General features: G+C 48.4%; 12 protein-coding genes, 3 tRNA genes, 3 rRNA genes and 1 other RNA gene. All 19 read right to left on the reverse strand.

The features are described 5' to 3' along the window. Positions 1–13: 13 nt before the first annotated feature. Positions 14–105, reverse strand: a tRNA-Ser gene (locus HW560_RS04695). A gap of 87 nt (positions 106–192) precedes the next feature. After that, positions 193–3117, reverse strand: a 23S ribosomal RNA gene (locus tag HW560_RS04700). Between the two features lie 206 nt (positions 3118–3323). After that, positions 3324–3399 (reverse strand) — tRNA-Ala (locus tag HW560_RS04705). Between the two features lie 22 nt (positions 3400–3421). After that, positions 3422–3498, reverse strand: a tRNA-Ile gene (locus tag HW560_RS04710). 37 nt (positions 3499–3535) lie between these two features. Further along, positions 3536–3652: ribosomal RNA gene (gene rrf, locus HW560_RS04715) — 5S ribosomal RNA — on the reverse strand. A 105-nt stretch (positions 3653–3757) separates the two neighbouring features. Next, positions 3758–5309, reverse strand: a 16S ribosomal RNA gene (locus HW560_RS04720). The 16S, 23S and 5S rRNA genes sit together here with 3 tRNA genes alongside, the layout of an rRNA operon. Positions 5310–5674: 365 nt before the next feature. Next, positions 5675–5944 carry a pro-sigmaK processing inhibitor BofA family protein gene (locus tag HW560_RS04725; RefSeq protein ID WP_179262212.1) on the reverse strand — a complete coding sequence of 90 codons (270 nt, stop codon included), beginning with the start codon at positions 5942–5944 and terminating at the stop codon, positions 5675–5677. A 36-nt stretch (positions 5945–5980) separates the two neighbouring features. Continuing rightward, the gene (locus tag HW560_RS04730) at positions 5981–6208 is read right to left on the reverse strand and encodes a DUF2508 family protein (RefSeq protein ID WP_110002508.1); all 228 of its coding nucleotides are present in this window, start codon (positions 6206–6208) and stop codon (positions 5981–5983) included. Positions 6209–6555: 347 nt separating this feature from the next. Continuing rightward, the gene (gene recR, locus HW560_RS04735) at positions 6556–7155 is read right to left on the reverse strand and encodes a recombination mediator RecR (protein WP_062329683.1); all 600 of its coding nucleotides are present in this window, start codon (positions 7153–7155) and stop codon (positions 6556–6558) included. A gap of 34 nt (positions 7156–7189) precedes the next feature. Next, positions 7190–7501 carry a YbaB/EbfC family nucleoid-associated protein gene (locus HW560_RS04740; RefSeq protein WP_024628773.1) on the reverse strand — a complete coding sequence of 104 codons (312 nt, stop codon included), beginning with the start codon at positions 7499–7501 and terminating at the stop codon, positions 7190–7192. 48 nt (positions 7502–7549) lie between these two features. Beyond that, the gene (dnaX, locus tag HW560_RS04745) at positions 7550–9310 is read right to left on the reverse strand and encodes a DNA polymerase III subunit gamma/tau (RefSeq protein WP_179262214.1); all 1761 of its coding nucleotides are present in this window, start codon (positions 9308–9310) and stop codon (positions 7550–7552) included. 173 nt (positions 9311–9483) lie between these two features. Next, positions 9484–9751, reverse strand: an RNA gene (ffs, locus tag HW560_RS04750) — signal recognition particle sRNA large type. Positions 9752–9900: 149 nt separating this feature from the next. Beyond that, complete coding sequence (gene rpmE, locus HW560_RS04755) at positions 9901–10098, reverse strand: 50S ribosomal protein L31 (protein ID WP_024628775.1); 198 nt, start codon at positions 10096–10098, stop codon at positions 9901–9903. 103 nt (positions 10099–10201) lie between these two features. Beyond that, positions 10202–11476 carry a radical SAM family protein gene (locus HW560_RS04760; RefSeq protein ID WP_090905318.1) on the reverse strand — a complete coding sequence of 425 codons (1275 nt, stop codon included), beginning with the start codon at positions 11474–11476 and terminating at the stop codon, positions 10202–10204. A gap of 98 nt (positions 11477–11574) precedes the next feature. Beyond that, complete coding sequence (gene rho / locus HW560_RS04765; protein ID WP_076292185.1) at positions 11575–12900, reverse strand: transcription termination factor Rho; 1326 nt, start codon at positions 12898–12900, stop codon at positions 11575–11577. Between the two features lie 469 nt (positions 12901–13369). After that, positions 13370–14623 (reverse strand): UDP-N-acetylglucosamine 1-carboxyvinyltransferase, encoded by a 1254-nt coding sequence (locus tag HW560_RS04770; protein ID WP_063567653.1) that lies wholly within the window; start codon positions 14621–14623, stop codon positions 13370–13372. 149 nt (positions 14624–14772) lie between these two features. Next, positions 14773–15627: a class II fructose-1,6-bisphosphate aldolase gene (gene fba / locus HW560_RS04775; RefSeq protein WP_090905324.1), complete on the reverse strand. Its 855-nt coding sequence runs from the start codon at positions 15625–15627 to the stop codon at positions 14773–14775. A gap of 260 nt (positions 15628–15887) precedes the next feature. Next, positions 15888–16274 carry a response regulator gene (locus HW560_RS04780; protein ID WP_024628781.1) on the reverse strand — a complete coding sequence of 129 codons (387 nt, stop codon included), beginning with the start codon at positions 16272–16274 and terminating at the stop codon, positions 15888–15890. 220 nt (positions 16275–16494) lie between these two features. Further along, complete coding sequence (locus HW560_RS04785; RefSeq protein ID WP_090905326.1) at positions 16495–18099, reverse strand: CTP synthase; 1605 nt, start codon at positions 18097–18099, stop codon at positions 16495–16497. Positions 18100–18514: the final 415 nt, after the last annotated feature.

Raw genomic sequence — 18514 nt, forward strand, 5'->3', positions numbered from 1 at the left:
TCTTAGGTAAAGATGGCGGAGAGAGAGGGATTCGAACCCTCGCACCGCTTACGCAGTCTAACCCCTTAGCAGAGGGTCCCCTTATAGCCACTTGGGTATCTCTCCAAATAGACAATCATGAACAATGCTTACAAGGATTGCTCCCTGAAAACTAGATCCGAAACGAACTTTGCGAGTTACAACCTGCATATCTTGGATAAGCCCTCGACCGATTAGTACTGGTCAGCTCCATGCATTGCTGCACTTCCACCCCCAGCCTATCTACCTCGTCGTCTTCAAGGGGTCTTACATACTGGGAAATCTCATCTTGAGGGGGGCTTCACGCTTAGATGCTTTCAGCGCTTATCCCTTCCGTACATAGCTACCCAGCGGTGCTCCTGGCGGAACAACTGGTACACCAGCGGTACGTCCATCCCGGTCCTCTCGTACTAAGGACAGCTCCTCTCAAATTTCCTACGCCCACGACAGATAGGGACCGAACTGTCTCACGACGTTCTGAACCCAGCTCGCGTACCGCTTTAATGGGCGAACAGCCCAACCCTTGGGACCTACTTCAGCCCCAGGATGCGATGAGCCGACATCGAGGTGCCAAACCTCCCCGTCGATGTGGACTCTTGGGGGAGATAAGCCTGTTATCCCCAGGGTAGCTTTTATCCGTTGAGCGATGGCCCTTCCATGCGGTACCACCGGATCACTAAGCCCGACTTTCGTCCCTGCTCGACTTGTAGGTCTCGCAGTCAAGCTCCCTTATGCCTTTGCACTCTTCGAATGATTTCCAACCATTCTGAGGGAACCTTTGGGCGCCTCCGTTACTCTTTAGGAGGCGACCGCCCCAGTCAAACTGCCCACCTGACACTGTCCCCGCACCGGATTACGGTACCAGGTTAGAACCTAGATACGATCAGGGTGGTATCCCAACGGTGCCTCCACGCAAGCTGGCGCTCACGTTTCAAAGGCTCCCACCTATCCTGTACAGATCGTACCCAAATTCAATATCAAGCTGCAGTAAAGCTCCATGGGGTCTTTCCGTCTTGTCGCGGGTAACCTGCATCTTCACAGGTATTAAAATTTCACCGGATCTCTCGTTGAGACAGCGCCCAAGTCGTTACGCCATTCGTGCGGGTCAGAATTTACCTGACAAGGAATTTCGCTACCTTAGGACCGTTATAGTTACGGCCGCCGTTTACTGGGGCTTCGGTTCACAGCTTCGGATTGCTCCTAACCGCTCCCCTTAACCTTCCAGCACCGGGCAGGCGTCAGCCCGTATACTTCGCCTTACGGCTTCGCACAGACCTGTGTTTTTGCTAAACAGTCGCTTGGGCCTTTTCACTGCGGCCCCCTCGTGCTATTCACACTACCGGGGCACCCCTTCTCCCGAAGTTACGGGGTCATTTTGCCGAGTTCCTTAACGAGAGTTCTTCCGCGCGCCTTAGAATTCTCTTCTCGCCTACCTGTGTCGGTTTGCGGTACGGGCACCATCACCTGGCTAGAGGCTTTTCTTGGCAGTGTGAGATCATGACCTTCGCTACTATAATTTTCGCTCCCCATCACAGTCCAGCCTTACGATGTGCGGATTTGCCTACACATCAGCCTCACTGCTTAGACGGACATCCATCAGTCCGCGTCACTACCCTGCTGCGTCCCCCCATTGCTCATAACGGCTTACGGTGGTACAGGAATTTCGACCTGTTGTCCTTCGACTACGCCTTTCGGCCTCGCCTTAGGTCCCGACTTACCCTGAGCGGACGAGCCTTCCTCAGGAACCCTTAGGCTTTCGGCGGATCAGATTCTCACTGATCTTTTCGTTACTCATACCGGCATTCTCACTTGTATAATGTCCAGCGCTCCTTACGGTACACCTTCAACCCTTATACAACGCTCCCCTACCCCTGATGCAAGCATCAAGCCATAGCTTCGGTGGTGTGTTTAGCCCCGTTACATTTTCGGCGCAGAGTCACTCGACCAGTGAGCTATTACGCACTCTTTCAATGGTGGCTGCTTCTAAGCCAACATCCTGGTTGTCTGTGCAACTCCACATCCTTTCCCACTTAACACACACTTGGGGACCTTAGCTGATGGTCTGGGCTGTTTCCCTTTTGACAATGGATCTTAGCACTCACTGTCTGACTCCCGGAAGTAAGTCTATGGCATTCGGAGTTTGACTGAGCTTGGTAACCCTTGCGGGCCCCGCACCCAATCAGTGCTCTACCTCCACGACTCTGTTTTCCGAGGCTAGCCCTAAAGCTATTTCGGGGAGAACCAGCTATCTCCGAGTTCGATTGGAATTTCTCCGCTACCCCCACCTCATCCCCGCACTTTTCAACGTGCGTGGGTTCGGGCCTCCAGTGCGTGTTACCGCACCTTCACCCTGGACAGGGGTAGATCACCCGGTTTCGGGTCTACGTCCACGTACTACATCGCCCTATTCAGACTCGCTTTCGCTGCGGCTCCGGCTCTTCACCTTAACCTTGCACGGGAACGTAACTCGCCGGTTCATTCTACAAAAGGCACGCCATCACCCCTAAAACGGGCTCTGACTTTTTGTAAGCACACGGTTTCAGGTTCTATTTCACTCCCCTTCCGGGGTGCTTTTCACCTTTCCCTCACGGTACTGCTTCACTATCGGTCGCTAGGAAGTATTTAGCCTTGGCAGATGGTCCTGCCGGATTCATACGGGGTTTCACGTGCCCCGCACTACTCGGGATACATCTCGGAGAGAACAGACTTTCAAGTACAGGGCTTTTACCTTCTTTGGCGGGCCTTTCCAGACCTCTTCGTTTAACCGGCTCCTTTGTAACTCCATGTGAGATGTCCCACAACCCCAGAGAGCAAGCTCTCTGGTTTGGGCTTCTCCGCGTTCGCTCGCCGCTACTGACGGAATCACTATTGTTTTCTCTTCCTCAGGGTACTTAGATGTTTCAGTTCCCCTGGTATGCCTCTGCATAACCTATGTATTCAGTTATGAGTAACTGGAAATTACCCCAGCTGGGTTTCCCCATTCGGACACCCCCGGATCAAAGCTTGCTTACAGCTCCCCGAGGCAGTTTCGTTGTTCGCCACGTCCTTCATCGGCTCCTAGCGCCTAGGCATCCTCCGTGTGCTCTTAGTAGCTTAACCATTCCGCTCGTGTTCGAGCTGTCGCTCCGCTTGTTTTGGACTACGTCCAAAGCCAAAAGTCGCTCCATTTCGATCACTTGCTCATGCAATCTACCGTTTTTATTGAAACTTGTTTTAACACAAGTTCAGCTTAAAAAGGAATGTTCTAAATCGCAAAATTTCGTTTCGATATCTAGTTTTCAAAGAACAAGCTTGTAAAATCTTGTTGGTGGAGCCAAGCGGGATCGAACCGCTGACCTCCTGCTTGCAAGGCAGGCGCTCTCCCAGCTGAGCTATGGCCCCATATTAGATTTTAAGGTATACATGGTGGGCCCTGGTGGACTCGAACCACCGGCCTCACCCTTATCAGAGGTGCGCTCTAACCAACTGAGCTAAGGGCCCACATTATATATCATATTGAAACCCGTAATGGGTTTACGCTTGGCGGCGTTCTACTCTCCCAGGACCCTGCGGTCCAAGTACCATTGACGCTGAAGGGCTTAACGGTCGTGTTCGGGATGGGAACGTGTGGAACCCCTTCGCTATCGCCACCAAACGTTTGAGAGTTTGAGCTCTCAAAACTGAGCAACGAGTGAGTAACTAGCCGACCTGGCTAGATTTTGTATTTGAATGTTTCCACGCGGGAAACGATTCTCCATAGAAAGGAGGTGATCCAGCCGCACCTTCCGATACGGCTACCTTGTTACGACTTCACCCCAATCATCTATCCCACCTTCGGCGGCTGGCTCCTTGCGGTTACCCCACCGACTTCGGGTGTTATAAACTCTCGTGGTGTGACGGGCGGTGTGTACAAGACCCGGGAACGTATTCACCGCGGCATGCTGATCCGCGATTACTAGCAATTCCGACTTCATGCAGGCGAGTTGCAGCCTGCAATCCGAACTGAGACCGGCTTTTTAGGATTCGTTCCACCTCGCGGCTTCACAGCCCGTTGTACCGGCCATTGTAGTACGTGTGTAGCCCAGGTCATAAGGGGCATGATGATTTGACGTCATCCCCACCTTCCTCCGGTTTGTCACCGGCAGTCACCTTAGAGTGCCCACCCGAAGTGCTGGCAACTAAGATCAAGGGTTGCGCTCGTTGCGGGACTTAACCCAACATCTCACGACACGAGCTGACGACAACCATGCACCACCTGTCTCCTCTGTCCCGAAGGAAAGGTACATCTCTGTACCGGTCAGAGGGATGTCAAGACCTGGTAAGGTTCTTCGCGTTGCTTCGAATTAAACCACATACTCCACTGCTTGTGCGGGTCCCCGTCAATTCCTTTGAGTTTCAGTCTTGCGACCGTACTCCCCAGGCGGAGTGCTTAATGTGTTAACTTCGGCACCAAGGGTATCGAAACCCCTAACACCTAGCACTCATCGTTTACGGCGTGGACTACCAGGGTATCTAATCCTGTTTGCTCCCCACGCTTTCGCGCCTCAGCGTCAGTTACAGCCCAGAGAGTCGCCTTCGCCACTGGTGTTCCTCCACATATCTACGCATTTCACCGCTACACGTGGAATTCCACTCTCCTCTTCTGCACTCAAGTCACCCAGTTTCCAGTGCGATCCGGGGTTGAGCCCCGGGATTAAACACCAGACTTAAATGACCGCCTGCGCGCGCTTTACGCCCAATAATTCCGGACAACGCTTGCCCCCTACGTATTACCGCGGCTGCTGGCACGTAGTTAGCCGGGGCTTTCTTCTCAGGTACCGTCACCTTGAGAGCAGTTACTCTCCCAAGCGTTCTTCCCTGGCAACAGAGCTTTACGATCCGAAAACCTTCATCACTCACGCGGCATTGCTCCGTCAGGCTTTCGCCCATTGCGGAAGATTCCCTACTGCTGCCTCCCGTAGGAGTCTGGGCCGTGTCTCAGTCCCAGTGTGGCCGATCACCCTCTCAGGTCGGCTACGCATCGTCGCCTTGGTGAGCCATTACCCCACCAACTAGCTAATGCGCCGCAGGCCCATCCCCAAGTGACAGATTGCTCCGTCTTTCCAGTTTCCTTCAGGAGAAGAAAACAACTATTCGGTATTAGCTACCGTTTCCGGTAGTTGTCCCAAGCTTGAGGGCAGGTTGCCTACGTGTTACTCACCCGTCCGCCGCTAACCATCAGAGAAGCAAGCTTCTCATCAAGTCCGCTCGACTTGCATGTATTAGGCATGCCGCCAGCGTTCGTCCTGAGCCAGGATCAAACTCTCCAATAAAGTATTGAAAAGAGCGATAAGCTCATTTTGAAACTGACGAGATTAAAAATCTCATTTATTTTGCTTTGAAAGCATACAGCCCGAAGACGTGTACCGATTTCTCAGCGTCGATCTTGCAAGCAAGATCGTTACTCACTCGTTGTTCAGTTTTCAAAGATCAAACTTAATAATTTTCTTGCTTTTTCGTCACCATTTTCTCTCAGCGGCGACTTTTATAATATACCATACTTCGTTTGTTTCAGTCAAGCTTTTTTTGAAATTCTTTTTTCGAGTTCTTATCAAACTCAATCATTTCGTCAAAAGCATTTAACCAAGCAAGCAAAGCAACGAGATATAATGTACCATATAAACATCGAAGGAGTCAACTACCCAAACAAAGAAATTTTCAAACCCAATAATAAACCAACACCCGGCAGTCCTAGAATGCTTACAGTGCCTATTGTGGCAGGGTTCAGCGGGATGTATGCTCCAGTGATCCAACCAGAATAATTAACAACATATATCCCCACCGCAGCCAGTACCAGATGAATCCCGAATGATGTAAAGAAGGATAGCACAATCCGTTTTCTAAACAAGATGATTATCAACCCTAGTAACGACATAACAAGCACACTGCCTAATATAAGACTCTTCATACTTAACACCCCCATAATTGAATGTCACACGTCCACCTACATGCCCATCCCTCGATCACCTATAACTGCCTTATTAATCCCTACACGTTTAGCACGCTTCAAATGAATCTGATATTTACGCTCCGCGGCCTCCAGCACATAGATCGCATAATCAATCTCATCCTGCCCCTGCGCCTCTTCAAACTGTCTGACAGCCCGTTCCCACTCTGCCTTGGCTTTCTGTATATCTGAATAAATCTGTTCCTCTTCCATCTCCTTTAGCATTCTTTCACGCTTCTCCACCGATCTTCCTATATTTCGCCATATAAACATAAGCTCGCTCCCTCCTAATCAGCACGACATATTCTCATACATATCAGGGAAAGGACAAACTTAGAACTGAGCTAAACAATTTAATGAATCGTTAATTTAATCTCAACGAGAAATTCTATAGACTAATAAACATACATCAGTAGAAATGAGAGACTTTACATTTAAGCGACGTTAGAAAGAGTATTAAAACAAAAAAAAGAGAGCCTAAAGGGCTCTCTAAGTAATCCAAACTTATCTATTCTTTTCAATTAGGAAATCAATCATTATAGGCGCATACTCTTAATAAGAAACACGCACAGCTATCTCATTTCCCTGCGCCCTTCCAGCGCCTTGGAAAGAGTCACTTCATCCGCATACTCCAGGTCGCCCCCAACAGGCAATCCATGGGCAATCCGAGTCACCGAGATCTCAAACGGACGGACCAGACGAGAAATATACATCGCCGTGGCCTCACCTTCGATATTCGGATTTGTAGCCAGAATCAGTTCTTTAACTCGCTCATCGCTTAAACGGGTCAATAGTTCCTTCAGACGGATATCATCCGGACCTATCCCCTCCATAGGAGAGATTGCACCCTGCAGCACATGATAGTATCCGTCAAATTCCTTGGTACGCTCCATAGCCACCAAATCTTTGGAATCCTGAACGACACAGATTACCGAGACATCCCTGGATTTATCCTGACAGATCCGACACGGGTCAGTATCCGTAATATTACAACACACCGAACAGTAATGAAGATTCCGCTTCACACTGACGAGCGCTTTGGCAAAATCAATAACGTCATCTTCCTTCATGTTAAGCACATGAAAAGCTAGTCGCGCCGCAGTCTTGGGGCCAACACCCGGCAAACGGGTGAAAGCATCAATCAGCTTCGCTATCGGTTCGGGATAATACAATCGATTGCGTCTCCTTTGATAGGATCAATTTTAATTAAAATAATCCCGGAATTTTCATACCGCCTGTGAATTTACCCATATCCTGGTTCGCAATTTCATCCGCTTTGGTCATTGCGTCATTGACTGCTGTCATAACCAGATCCTGCAGCATTTCTACATCTTCTGGATCAACCGCTTCTGGCTTGATAGTGATCGCCAGCAATTTCTTATGTCCGTTAACTTCAGCAGTTACAACACCGCCACCAGAAGTACCTTGGACTGTTTTGTCCGCCAGTTCCTCCTGTGCCTTCAGCATTTGCTCCTGCATTTTCTTCACTTGTTTCATCATTTGGTTCATGTTGTTCATGATTATTCATCTCCTTTGGTATAGTTATCGCGCCAGGCGCATGTATATCTATTCTTTGATCACTACAAGGTCCTCACCAAAGAGCTGGATGGCTTCATCAATCCAAGGCTGCTTGTTGCCTGAACCGCCGTCTTCATGCTCAGGTTCAAGCTTAAAGTCCTCCTTTGGCGTTTCAGCAGCTCCTTCCATCGCTCCAGTCCAATCTTTGAGCATCATCGTCACAAGACGCGCTGAACGTCCAAGCTGTTCAGACAGCACCCGTTCAATCACTTCGCGATTAGCCTGCTTCTCCGTAGTTTCACGGTGGATGTTGTTCTTAAACGCCACCAGAACATTGTCTTCCAGCACCGATACAGGTTCACCATCCATAAACCAGGCGTGAACGGTTACTTTCTCTTCTTTGACGCGCTGCAGGATCTGCCCCCACTTCTTGCTAACCTCCGTAAACTCAGGAGATCCCTTACGTGCAACATACTGATCAAGCTGTGCAGGTAACTTCGCTGGCGAATTGCCTCTCGACACCGGAGCTCGTGTTGCCGGGCGTGAAGGAGCACTTGATGCAGCCTCTCCCCCAGACAAACCGCTCTTAAGCGCACGATCCAGCTTTTTCTCCAGTTCAGCAAGCTGTTGCTTCAGTCGGTTGATCTCCCCGCCATCCACTGGCGCGGATACAGCAGGAGCAGCGCCGGCCGAATCCGCCATCTGACCCGATGACGCCCCTTGAGCAGGAATACTGCACAGTTTAAGGAGAGCTACTTCAAACAGCGTCTGCGGCTGTACTGCATATTTCATCTCACTCTGGTACCGGTTAAGTGTATCAATCATCTGGAACAGCTGTTCCTTGGTGAATGATTCCGCCATATCACGGAACGACTCGGGGTTAAGTACCCGATCCGTCAGTTTATCGGCATCCGGCACCATCTTAATCATAAGCAAATCACGGAAATAATAAAGCAAATTTTCCATGCACTTGTCCGCACTCTTACCTTCATGCATGAACCCTTCGATCATCTGCAAAATATGACCTACATCGCCCTTGAGCAGAGAAGCAGCCAACTTTGCAAACTGTTCGGAAGGAATGCCTCCGGTCATATCCATAACCTGCTGATAGGTCACCCTTCCATCTGTAAAGGAAGAGATCTGATCCAGGACACTGAGTGCGTCCCTCATTCCCCCGTCAGACAGACGGGCAATATACTGGAGTGCGTCCTGATCGGCTTCCATGCCTTCCTGTTCACAGATCAGCGTAAGTCGTGCTGTCTGTTCTTCCAGAGACACTCTGCGAAAATCAAATCGCTGACAGCGAGAAATAATTGTTGCCGGAAGACGATGGGGTTCTGTCGTTGCCAAAATAAACATCACATGTGGCGGAGGCTCTTCCAATGTTTTGAGCAGCGCATTGAATGCCTCTGTCGTCAGCATGTGCACTTCGTCAATAATATACACTTTCTGCCGGACTTCAGTCGGGGCGTATTTCACCTTTTCCCGAAGATCGCGGATTTCTTCAACGCCACGGTTGGATGCGGCATCAATTTCCTGCACATCCATCACAGCGCCAGTCGTAATCCTGCGGCAAGCTTCACACTCGTTACAAGGCTCAGGCGCAGGCCCGCGTTCGCAGTTTACAGCTTTGGCCAAAATCTTGGCGGCACTCGTCTTCCCTGTTCCTCTGGGCCCGCTAAACAAGTAGGCATGGGAAGTCCGCTGTTCACGAATCGCGTTCTGCAAGGTCTGAATAATATGCTGTTGTCCCACCATATCTTGAAACGACTGGGGACGCCAAGCCCGGTATAACGCGATATGCTCCATGATGCGTTACCTTCCTTCCACTTCGCATTCGAGTCCTTTGTCGTTCCCCCATTATACTATATTCCGGGGTGAATCCAAACTTTATCTGACTCATCATACGTGGTTTTTTTAGACATATCAAAAAGACCTCTGCATACATACAACTGCAAAGGTCTCTACATTTAAATGGTAAGCCGTGCACCTGCTATCGATATTTGCGATCCAAGCGGCACCCCTTAACAACAGCTCGGGCTAGGCGACCCTCCGGCACAAGAGTGATCTCACTTATGGCTGCTTCCTTCCGGACCTGACCAGGTTCATGAGTACTCATTGCGGAGGACCCAACCGTCAACACCACGTTAAGGGACCAAACCTCACATCGACAAAACCTCTAGCAGGAATTCAACCTCGCTGTAGCGGATTGCGAGTTACAGGGCACCGCTACCTCCCCATCTAGCACGGTAAGAAATAGTATAACTTAAGGTTGTCTAAATTGCAACCGGAGCGAAAAGGGCAGCAATACAATCACATAAAAAAATATAAAAACCCCTGCCGGAACGGCAGAGGTGATTTGGATGTAATAGACAGACAATCCCCAGGGAATTGCTGAATTAGATTCCGTATTTTTTCTTGAAACGATCAACACGGCCGCCAGCATCGATAAACTTCTGTTTACCGGTGAAGAACGGGTGGCACGCGGAGCAAATCTCTACACGAAGTCCGTCTTTAACCGAACCAGTCTCAAAAGTATTCCCGCAAGCGCAAGATACTTGACCAATCGTGTATTTAGGATGAATTGCTGCTTTCATTACCTTTCACCTCTTTCCGCCCTGAGCCTCAAGCGGACCCAGAATAAATGGCACAACATCGAAGATTATAACACGGCCTAATGCCGGTTGCAATCCATTATTGTCAAGAGGTGATCAGACGTTTAGGACGTGCCATTCCAGCTGGGGGAACATGCGTGTAAGAGCCGATAACGACATCAGGCAGCTCTTCCTCAAAGATCTCAATCATTTGCTTCATACCCAAAATATCACCTTGAGCCGGAGGAATCAATTCCAGATAGCTCTCCGGGTCAATATTAAGATTACGCATTTGAATAAGACGCAACTCGGTTCTGCGAGCAAACTCAATCATCGCTTCAATCTCTTCCTCACGATCTGTTACTCCCGGGAAGATCAAATAGTTGATCGACGTATATACGCCCTGGGAAGCGGCGTATTTCATCGATTTTTCTACATTGGCCAGTGTATATCCGCGAGGTTTGTAGTATGCATTGTAGTGGTCATCCAGAGCGCTGATTGTACTTACACGCATGAGGTCAAGCCCTGCATCAACAATACCTCTCATGTGATCATTCAAACCGGCATTGGTGTTAATGTTGATATATCCCATGTCGGTAATGGAACGCACTTCACGGATAGCCTCAATAATCAATTTGGCCTGTGTGGAAGGCTCCCCTTCACAACCTTGACCAAAGCTGATAATCGATTCCGGCGTCTTCAAGTGCTCCAGCATTACTTCAACGATTTCGTCTACACGCGGACGGAAATTCATCCGGGTCTGCGGAGAAACGAAGCCACTATCATCCGGTTGCTCGGAAATACATCCGAAACAGCCTGCGTTGCAGGAATAGGATACTGGAACTCCGCCTTCCCAACGATTCAGGAAGGTGTTGGACGAAGTCAGACATTCATACCCGAGCGCACAATTGGACAGATGGGTATAGAGACGGTTTTCAGGATATTGCTTCGTTAAGCGTTTAACACCCGCACGTACGTCATCCCGATCACAGTTCAGCGGATTCCATTGATCTGGATGATCCGACATCCGGGCAGTGACGTAAAACTGACCATCTTTCCACACAACAGCCGAGTAACCGAACAAAGGCAGTTTGTACTCTTTATCCGTCTTTACATACCCCGGCAGACACAACCGAGTGAACCCTTGCGGAAGCAAAGCCCCAACCGCCTGTGTATCGCTAGGCATTGGAAGCATTTCGCCAGTATCCGGGTCCATACCAATCGGGCGTGTACTCGGCAGTCCAACCAGCGTTGCACCTTCCGGCAAAGGAATCAGCTCATCCTCCATAATTTCGACGATCATATCTCCACTGCGGGCCAACCCGTACAGGGAAGGATGATCAAATACATTACCTTTTTCATCTGCGTATACTAAATACATGATGTTCTCCTCACATCTAATGGGTTAAAACCAAACGACGAGTATATTGTTAATCAGCAGCAGCGCTGCAAAATTTGAGTTAAATCAACGACGTAATGCTAGGTAGTTGTACCGGACGCCGCAGTCTGTCTTGGCGAGCGGCGAGTCGTAGTCGATCCGGAGTTGCTGGTTGGACTGCTGCCAGCTGTATCAAATGCCGCCAGGAATTCAGCGTTCGTCTTGCTATTACGCAGTTTTTTCAAGAAACCTTCGACAAAGTCGTGGGAATCGTTCATATTTTTACGAATCGCCCAGATTGTATCAAGTTCTTCCTTGCTCAGCAACACTTCTTCGCGACGTGTACCGGAACGACGAATATCGATAGCCGGGAAAATACGACGCTCGGCCAGCTTACGATCCAGATGAAGCTCCATATTGCCCGTACCTTTAAATTCTTCATAAATGATATCATCCATACGTGATCCTGTATCAATCAATGCTGTAGCCAGGATCGTCAGGCTTCCGCCCTCTTCCACATTCCGTGCAGAACCGAAGAAACGTTTAGGACGATGGAATGCTGCAGGGTCAATACCGCCACTAAGTGTCCGTCCGGACGGTGGGATGACCAGGTTGTATGCACGAGCAAGACGCGTAATGCTATCCAGCAAAATAACGACGTCTTTTTTCGCTTCAACCAGGCGGAGCGCACGTTCCAGCACCAATTCCGCAACTTTGATATGGTTTTCTGGCAGCTCATCGAACGTAGAAGCCACAACTTCCCCTTTAACCGAACGCGACATATCCGTAACTTCTTCCGGACGTTCATCAATCAACAGGACAAATAGTTCAATTTCCGGGTTGTTGGTTGAGATGCTGTTGGCGATTTCTTTGAGGAGTAGTGTTTTACCCGCTTTGGGAGGTGCTACGATCAATCCGCGCTGTCCCAGTCCTACCGGGGCGAGCACATCCATAATGCGTGTGGACAAATGGTTGGGGGATGTTTCGAGAACCAGTTTCTTCTGCGGGTACAATGGGGTTAATGCCGGGAAGTGAAGCCTTTCCGCAGCCGCCGATGGATTCTCACCATTTACAGCGTTGACTTGCAGCAAACCGAAGTATCGCTCGTTTTCTTTAGGTGTTCTACACTTACCTGATACGAGGTCACCTGTTCTTAGGTCAAACTTGCGAATCTGTGAGGCTGAGATGTAGATGTCTTCCGTACTTGGCAGGTAATTGATCGGACGAAGGAATCCGTAGCCTTCAGGTAGAATTTCGAGCACACCCTGCATGAACATCAATCCGCTCTGTTCAGCTTGCGCACGTAGTATAGCGAAGATCAATTCTTTCTTTTTTAAAGTGCCGTAGTAGGGAATTTGATATTTTTTGGCCAGTTTGTAGAGGTCCGTTAGTTTCATTTCTTCCAAATCGGAAATTTGTAGATCCATATAATAACCACCTATTCAATTAATAAGTCCGTGAAATGGATAGTTTCGCTTGATGTTCCGGCTATAAGAGCAGCATCGTTCTGCATTTCTCTTCTGTCCATTGTACGGAATGTAACCGTTATAATGCAAATACTTGTCTTTGAGTGTAAGTTTCCGGGCGGGATAGCCAACTTTCGGCAAGATCCGCTAGTGAGTGAACACGAATACATGAGGCGTTCGATCCGGGCAGACCGGCTATGGAGCGCAGTTCAAACAAAACCGGGGTTTGGGGAAAAGGAAATGATGTTCTTAAAGCCATATGAAGTCTGACTCAAAAAAAGACCCTCCGGTAAAGGAAACAGGAACATTTCGTCTTATCCCGGAGAGACTGAGAACTCTATTAAAACAGGTTTACCCAATTACTGAAAGGATATGCAGTTCTGCCAAAATAATCATTTGAATACCGTAAAACTCGTCATACAATACAGAATTAATCGGTTTCTCGCCACACATCTGCACCTAGCAGACGCAGATTGGTTACTAGATGATCGTACCCGCGGTCGATAAATTCAACGCCTGTCACTTCGGTCACACCTTCACTGACGGTGAGACCCGCGATCACCAGCGCGGCACCGGCGCGAAGATCGGATGCTTTTACCTTGGCCGCATTCAGTGCACTGCCTTCAATAATAGCCGAGCGCCCTTCCACACGGATTTTGGCACCCATGCGTACCAATTCAGGAACGTGCTTGAATCGGTTGCTATATACAAAGTCGCTCAGGACACTCACACCCGTTGCCTGTGTCAATACACTAGTCATCGGGGACTGCAAATCCGTTGGAAAACCGGGATATACGAGCGCCTTAACGTCTACATGATTGTAGCTTGGTTTGCCAATGACACGAATACTTTCGTCGAGTTCTTCAATGCCAACACCCATTTCCAGCAACTTTGCCGTCAAAGCCTCCAGATGTTTAGGAATGACATTGTCAATCAGAACGTCGCCACGCGTCGCAGCCGCAGCGATCATATACGTACCTGCTTGTATACGGTCCGGAATGATAGAATGACGGCAGCCCTTAAGCTCCGACACACCTTCAATGCGGATCGTTTCGGTACCCGCACCCTTGATGCTGGCACCCATTGAATTCAAAAGTGTTGCTACATCTATAATCTCAGGCTCTTTAGCCGCGTTTTCGATAATTGTAGAGCCTTTGGCACGAGTAGCCGCCAGCATGATGTTAATGGTTGCACCTACACTGCTTACATCAAGATAAATCTTTGCTCCGCGCAGCTCTTTGGCATGCAAATGAATGGAGCCATGTTCGTTCGTTACGGTTGCGCCAAGCGCTTCAAACCCTTTGATATGTTGATCAATCGGACGAGGCTCAAAGTTGCAGCCCCCGGGCAAACCAATGGTTGCTTCTTTAAAACGCCCAAGCAGTGCTCCCATCATATAATACGAAGCACGTAGCTTCTTCACGGGACCATTCGGCATGGGAATGGATTTAATATCGGAAGGATCGATCTTCATCTGACTGCCTTCCCAGTGTACACGAGCTCCGAGTTCCTCCAAAATTTCTGCATAAACCGCCACGTCACTCAAAAGCGGCAGGTTGTCCAGCACGACTTCTGACTCGGCAAGCAATGCTGCAGGAATAAGCGCGATGGCGCTGTTCTTGGCGCCGCTTATAGTTACAGTTCCCTGTAACGGACGTCCGCCACTAATCATCAATTTTTCCATAAAGCTTAATGTCCCCCTACGTGTTTTGCAGCCGGTTAACGGCAATACGTGCTGTTGGCTTTCGATGTAGAAATAAGGCGTGAAAATGGAAAGACACCGGCTAGGCGGTGTTCTTTCCACTTACACAGTATGGAACTGGTAAAGACAAATTACGCTTTGTTGTTGGAACCAAACTCGCGAATTTTACCTTTAACGGTTTCTTTGATTGCATCACGGCCTGGTACGATGAATGTACGTGGATCGTAAGCATCTGGTTTAGCTGCAAGCACTTCGCGAACCACTTTGGAGAACGAAATTTGGTTCTCAGTGTTCACGTTGATTTTGGAAGTTCCCAGGGAAATGGCTTTGTCGATATCATGTTTAGGGATACCTGTACCACCATGCAGTACCAGTGGAACGTTAACTGCATCGCGAACTTCTTCCATTTCTTTGAAGCCCAAGTTAGGCTCGCCATGGTAAGGACCGTGTACGGAACCAAGAGCCGGAGCCAATGTGTCGATACCTGTTTCTTTAACGATACGTACACACTCGTTCAGGTCAGCGTACATGATACCACCGATAACGTCGTCTTCTTGTCCACCAACAGTACCTACTTCGGCTTCTACAGAAACGCCTTTAGCGTGTGCATATTCAACAACTTTTTTAGTCATTGCGATGTTTTCATCGATAGAGTGGTGAGAACCGTCGATCATTACGGATGTAAATCCAGCATCGATCGCTTCTTTACACTTGTCAAAGCTGGAACCGTGGTCCAGGTGAATCGCAACTGGAACGGTGATTTTCATGTCGTGAATGAGTCCTTCTACCATTTTAACTACTGTGTAGAAACCGCTCATGTGACGCGCTGCGCCTTCGGATACGCCCAAGATTACTGGGGATTTCTCTTCTTCAGCAGCAGCAAGAATCGCTTGAGTCCACTCAAGGTTATTGATGTTGTATTGACCAACTGCATATTTACCTTCGAGTGCTTTGTTCAACATGTCTGTCATAGATACTAATGGCATGGTTTCAATCCTCCTAGGGGTGTTGGGTTGTGTCTATGGTTTTTAGCCGAAATCACATACGGGCTTATTATACCACATCCCATGTCAAATACTAAACAAGCATTTGCAAAAATGCTGTGCTTTGCAGCACAGTTTTCATAGACACAGCATGATGACGTCCCCATTTCCAATATTCCCCGGATGTCTGACTGAAATACCTTGTATGCCCACCCGTAAACTCTCACAGCCTCACACGCAAAAAAATCCTGTATCTACAGGATTCAGCTGCACTTATTCGCAGTATCATTTCGAAGCTGCATATTGACTGCCACTCGCATTTCATCGATATCAAACGGTTTCGTAAAGTGCATGAGCGCTCCAAGATCCGTAGCTTCTTTGATCATGTCCAGTTCACCATAAGCCGTCATCATGATGACTTTGATATCCGGATCAATTTCCTTAATATGTTTCAGAATTTCCAGGCCATCCATGCCAGGAATCTTCATATCAAGCAGCACAAGATCAGGTTTGTCATTATTTACTATCTCCAGGGCGATCTTCCCATTAGGCGCTTGGAACGTATTATATCCTTCGCTGCTGAACACTTCCATTAACAGGATTCGAATACCGTTTTGGTCATCAACTATCAACACTTTTTTATTTTCCACTGAGTAACCTCCTAGAATTAGGAAAGCATGTACGTCTGAATCTGGATAACAATCCCATAGTCGTCATGATAAGTATTCTACCTTACCCATTGAAATCCTGCTTACATCCCAAAATGCCAAAAACCATTTTCGCTTAACTTTACGCACTAAAAAAGGATGCCCCTGGCACCCTTATCGGCTGCCAAGAACATCCATTTATTTATAACTTAATGATCAATACTTATTTCCCAGCGTTCTCCAGAGAAGCTTTTACAAACTCACGGAACAACGGCTGCGGACGGTTCGGACGGGAAGTGAATTCCGGGTGGAATTGTACTGCCAAGAACCATGGGTGTCCCGGAAGCTCCACGATCTCAACCAGACGTCCATCCGGGGATGTACCCGAGATTACCAGACCGGCTTTTTCGATCGCTTCACGATATTCATTGTTGAACTCATACCGGTGACGGTGTCTCTCATAGACCAACTCATCATCATAACAAGACATTGCCAGGGAACCTTCCTGAAGCTTACAAGGATACAGACCCAGACGCATTGTACCACCCAGGTTTTCGATATCTTTTTGTTCAGGCAACAGGTCGATTACCGGGAACTCTGTAGCCGGATTGATTTCGGAGCTGTTTGCTCCAGTCAAACCAACGATGGAACGTGCATATTCAATAACGGAAACCTGCATACCCAGGCAAATACCGAAGAACGGAATTTGTTTCTCACGGGCATAACGAATCGCAGATACTTTACCTTCAATACCCCGATCACCAAATCCGCCTGGTACGAGAATTCCGCCTACGCCGTGCAACAGATCGCCCACATTCTCATCGGTGATATCTTCGGAGTGAATCCAGCGAATCTTCACATCAGCATTGGATGCAAATCCTGCATGAGACAAGGATTCAACAACACTCAAATAAGCATCATGCAAAGCTACATATTTACCTACAATGGCAATCTCCACTGTATGCTGCAGCTTGTTGATACGGTCAACCAGCCCTTCCCACTCGCTCATATCCGGTGCAGGAGTAGTCAGCTTCAGGTGGTTTACCACAATCTCATCCAAACCTTCTTCACGCAGGTTCAAAGGCACTTGGTACAATGTGTCTGCATCACGGCATTCCACCACGGCATTTTCATCAATGTCACAGAAGAGAGCGATTTTGGCTTTCATATCTTTGGACAGCTCATACTCTGTACGGCATACAATGACGTTCGGTTGAATTCCGATACTGCGCAATTCCTTCACACTGTGCTGCGTTGGCTTAGTTTTCACTTCGCCGGCAGCCTTGATGTAAGGAATAAGTGTTACATGGATGTACATGACGTTGTCACGACCTACATCACTCTTGATTTGACGAATAGCTTCCAGGAACGGCAAGCTCTCGATGTCACCCACCGTACCGCCGATCTCCGTAATAACAACATCCGAGCCCGCTTCACGTCCTGCGCGGAATACGCGCTCTTTGATCTCGTTCGTAATGTGTGGAATGACTTGTACCGTTCCGCCCAGATATTCCCCGCGCCGCTCTTTGCTGATGACGGAGGAGTATACTTTACCAGTCGTGACGTTGCTGTTTTTGGAGAGGTTGATGTCAATAAAACGTTCGTAGTGGCCAAGGTCAAGATCCGTTTCCGCGCCATCATCCGTTACAAAAACCTCACCATGCTGATAAGGACTCATTGTCCCCGGGTCGATATTGATGTATGGATCAAATTTTTGAATAGTTACCTTCAACCCTCTGTTTTTCAGCAATCTGCCCAGCGAGGCAGCCGTTATCCCTTTGCCCAGGGAGGACACAACTCCGCCCGTCACGAAAATATACTTTGTCACTATTATTACCCTCCTAATATAAGTACAGAAATTCAGGCGATATATGGTATTATCGTAACCCGTTTCCCAGGTAATCATCGTTAAAAAGAGCAATGGCAGAAATTCCCTGCATCTGCGAACTGCTCTTTCATGCGAAGACCGTGTGTAAACAACGTTGTTCTACAGCGTAGAATGGTGCAAACCTTCCGAGAGCCAACTACCGGGCCTGTCCTAAATAGATATCATTGCATCGATCCATTTGGTGTTTTGGATATACAAAAATAGACCACGGATTGTTGGCCGGGAGCATGCGGAATTCAAATCATTTTGCAAAATTCTGCCTCTAAAAATACAAAAAAAGTACTCCCGCAGGACGGGGCACTTTTTATAAAAAACATAAATATTTTGTCGCTCATTCATAAGCCCATGCAATAGT

It is taken from the genome of Paenibacillus sp. E222 (assembly GCF_013401555.1).
In the GTDB taxonomy this organism is placed as follows: Bacteria; Bacillota; Bacilli; order Paenibacillales; family Paenibacillaceae; genus Paenibacillus.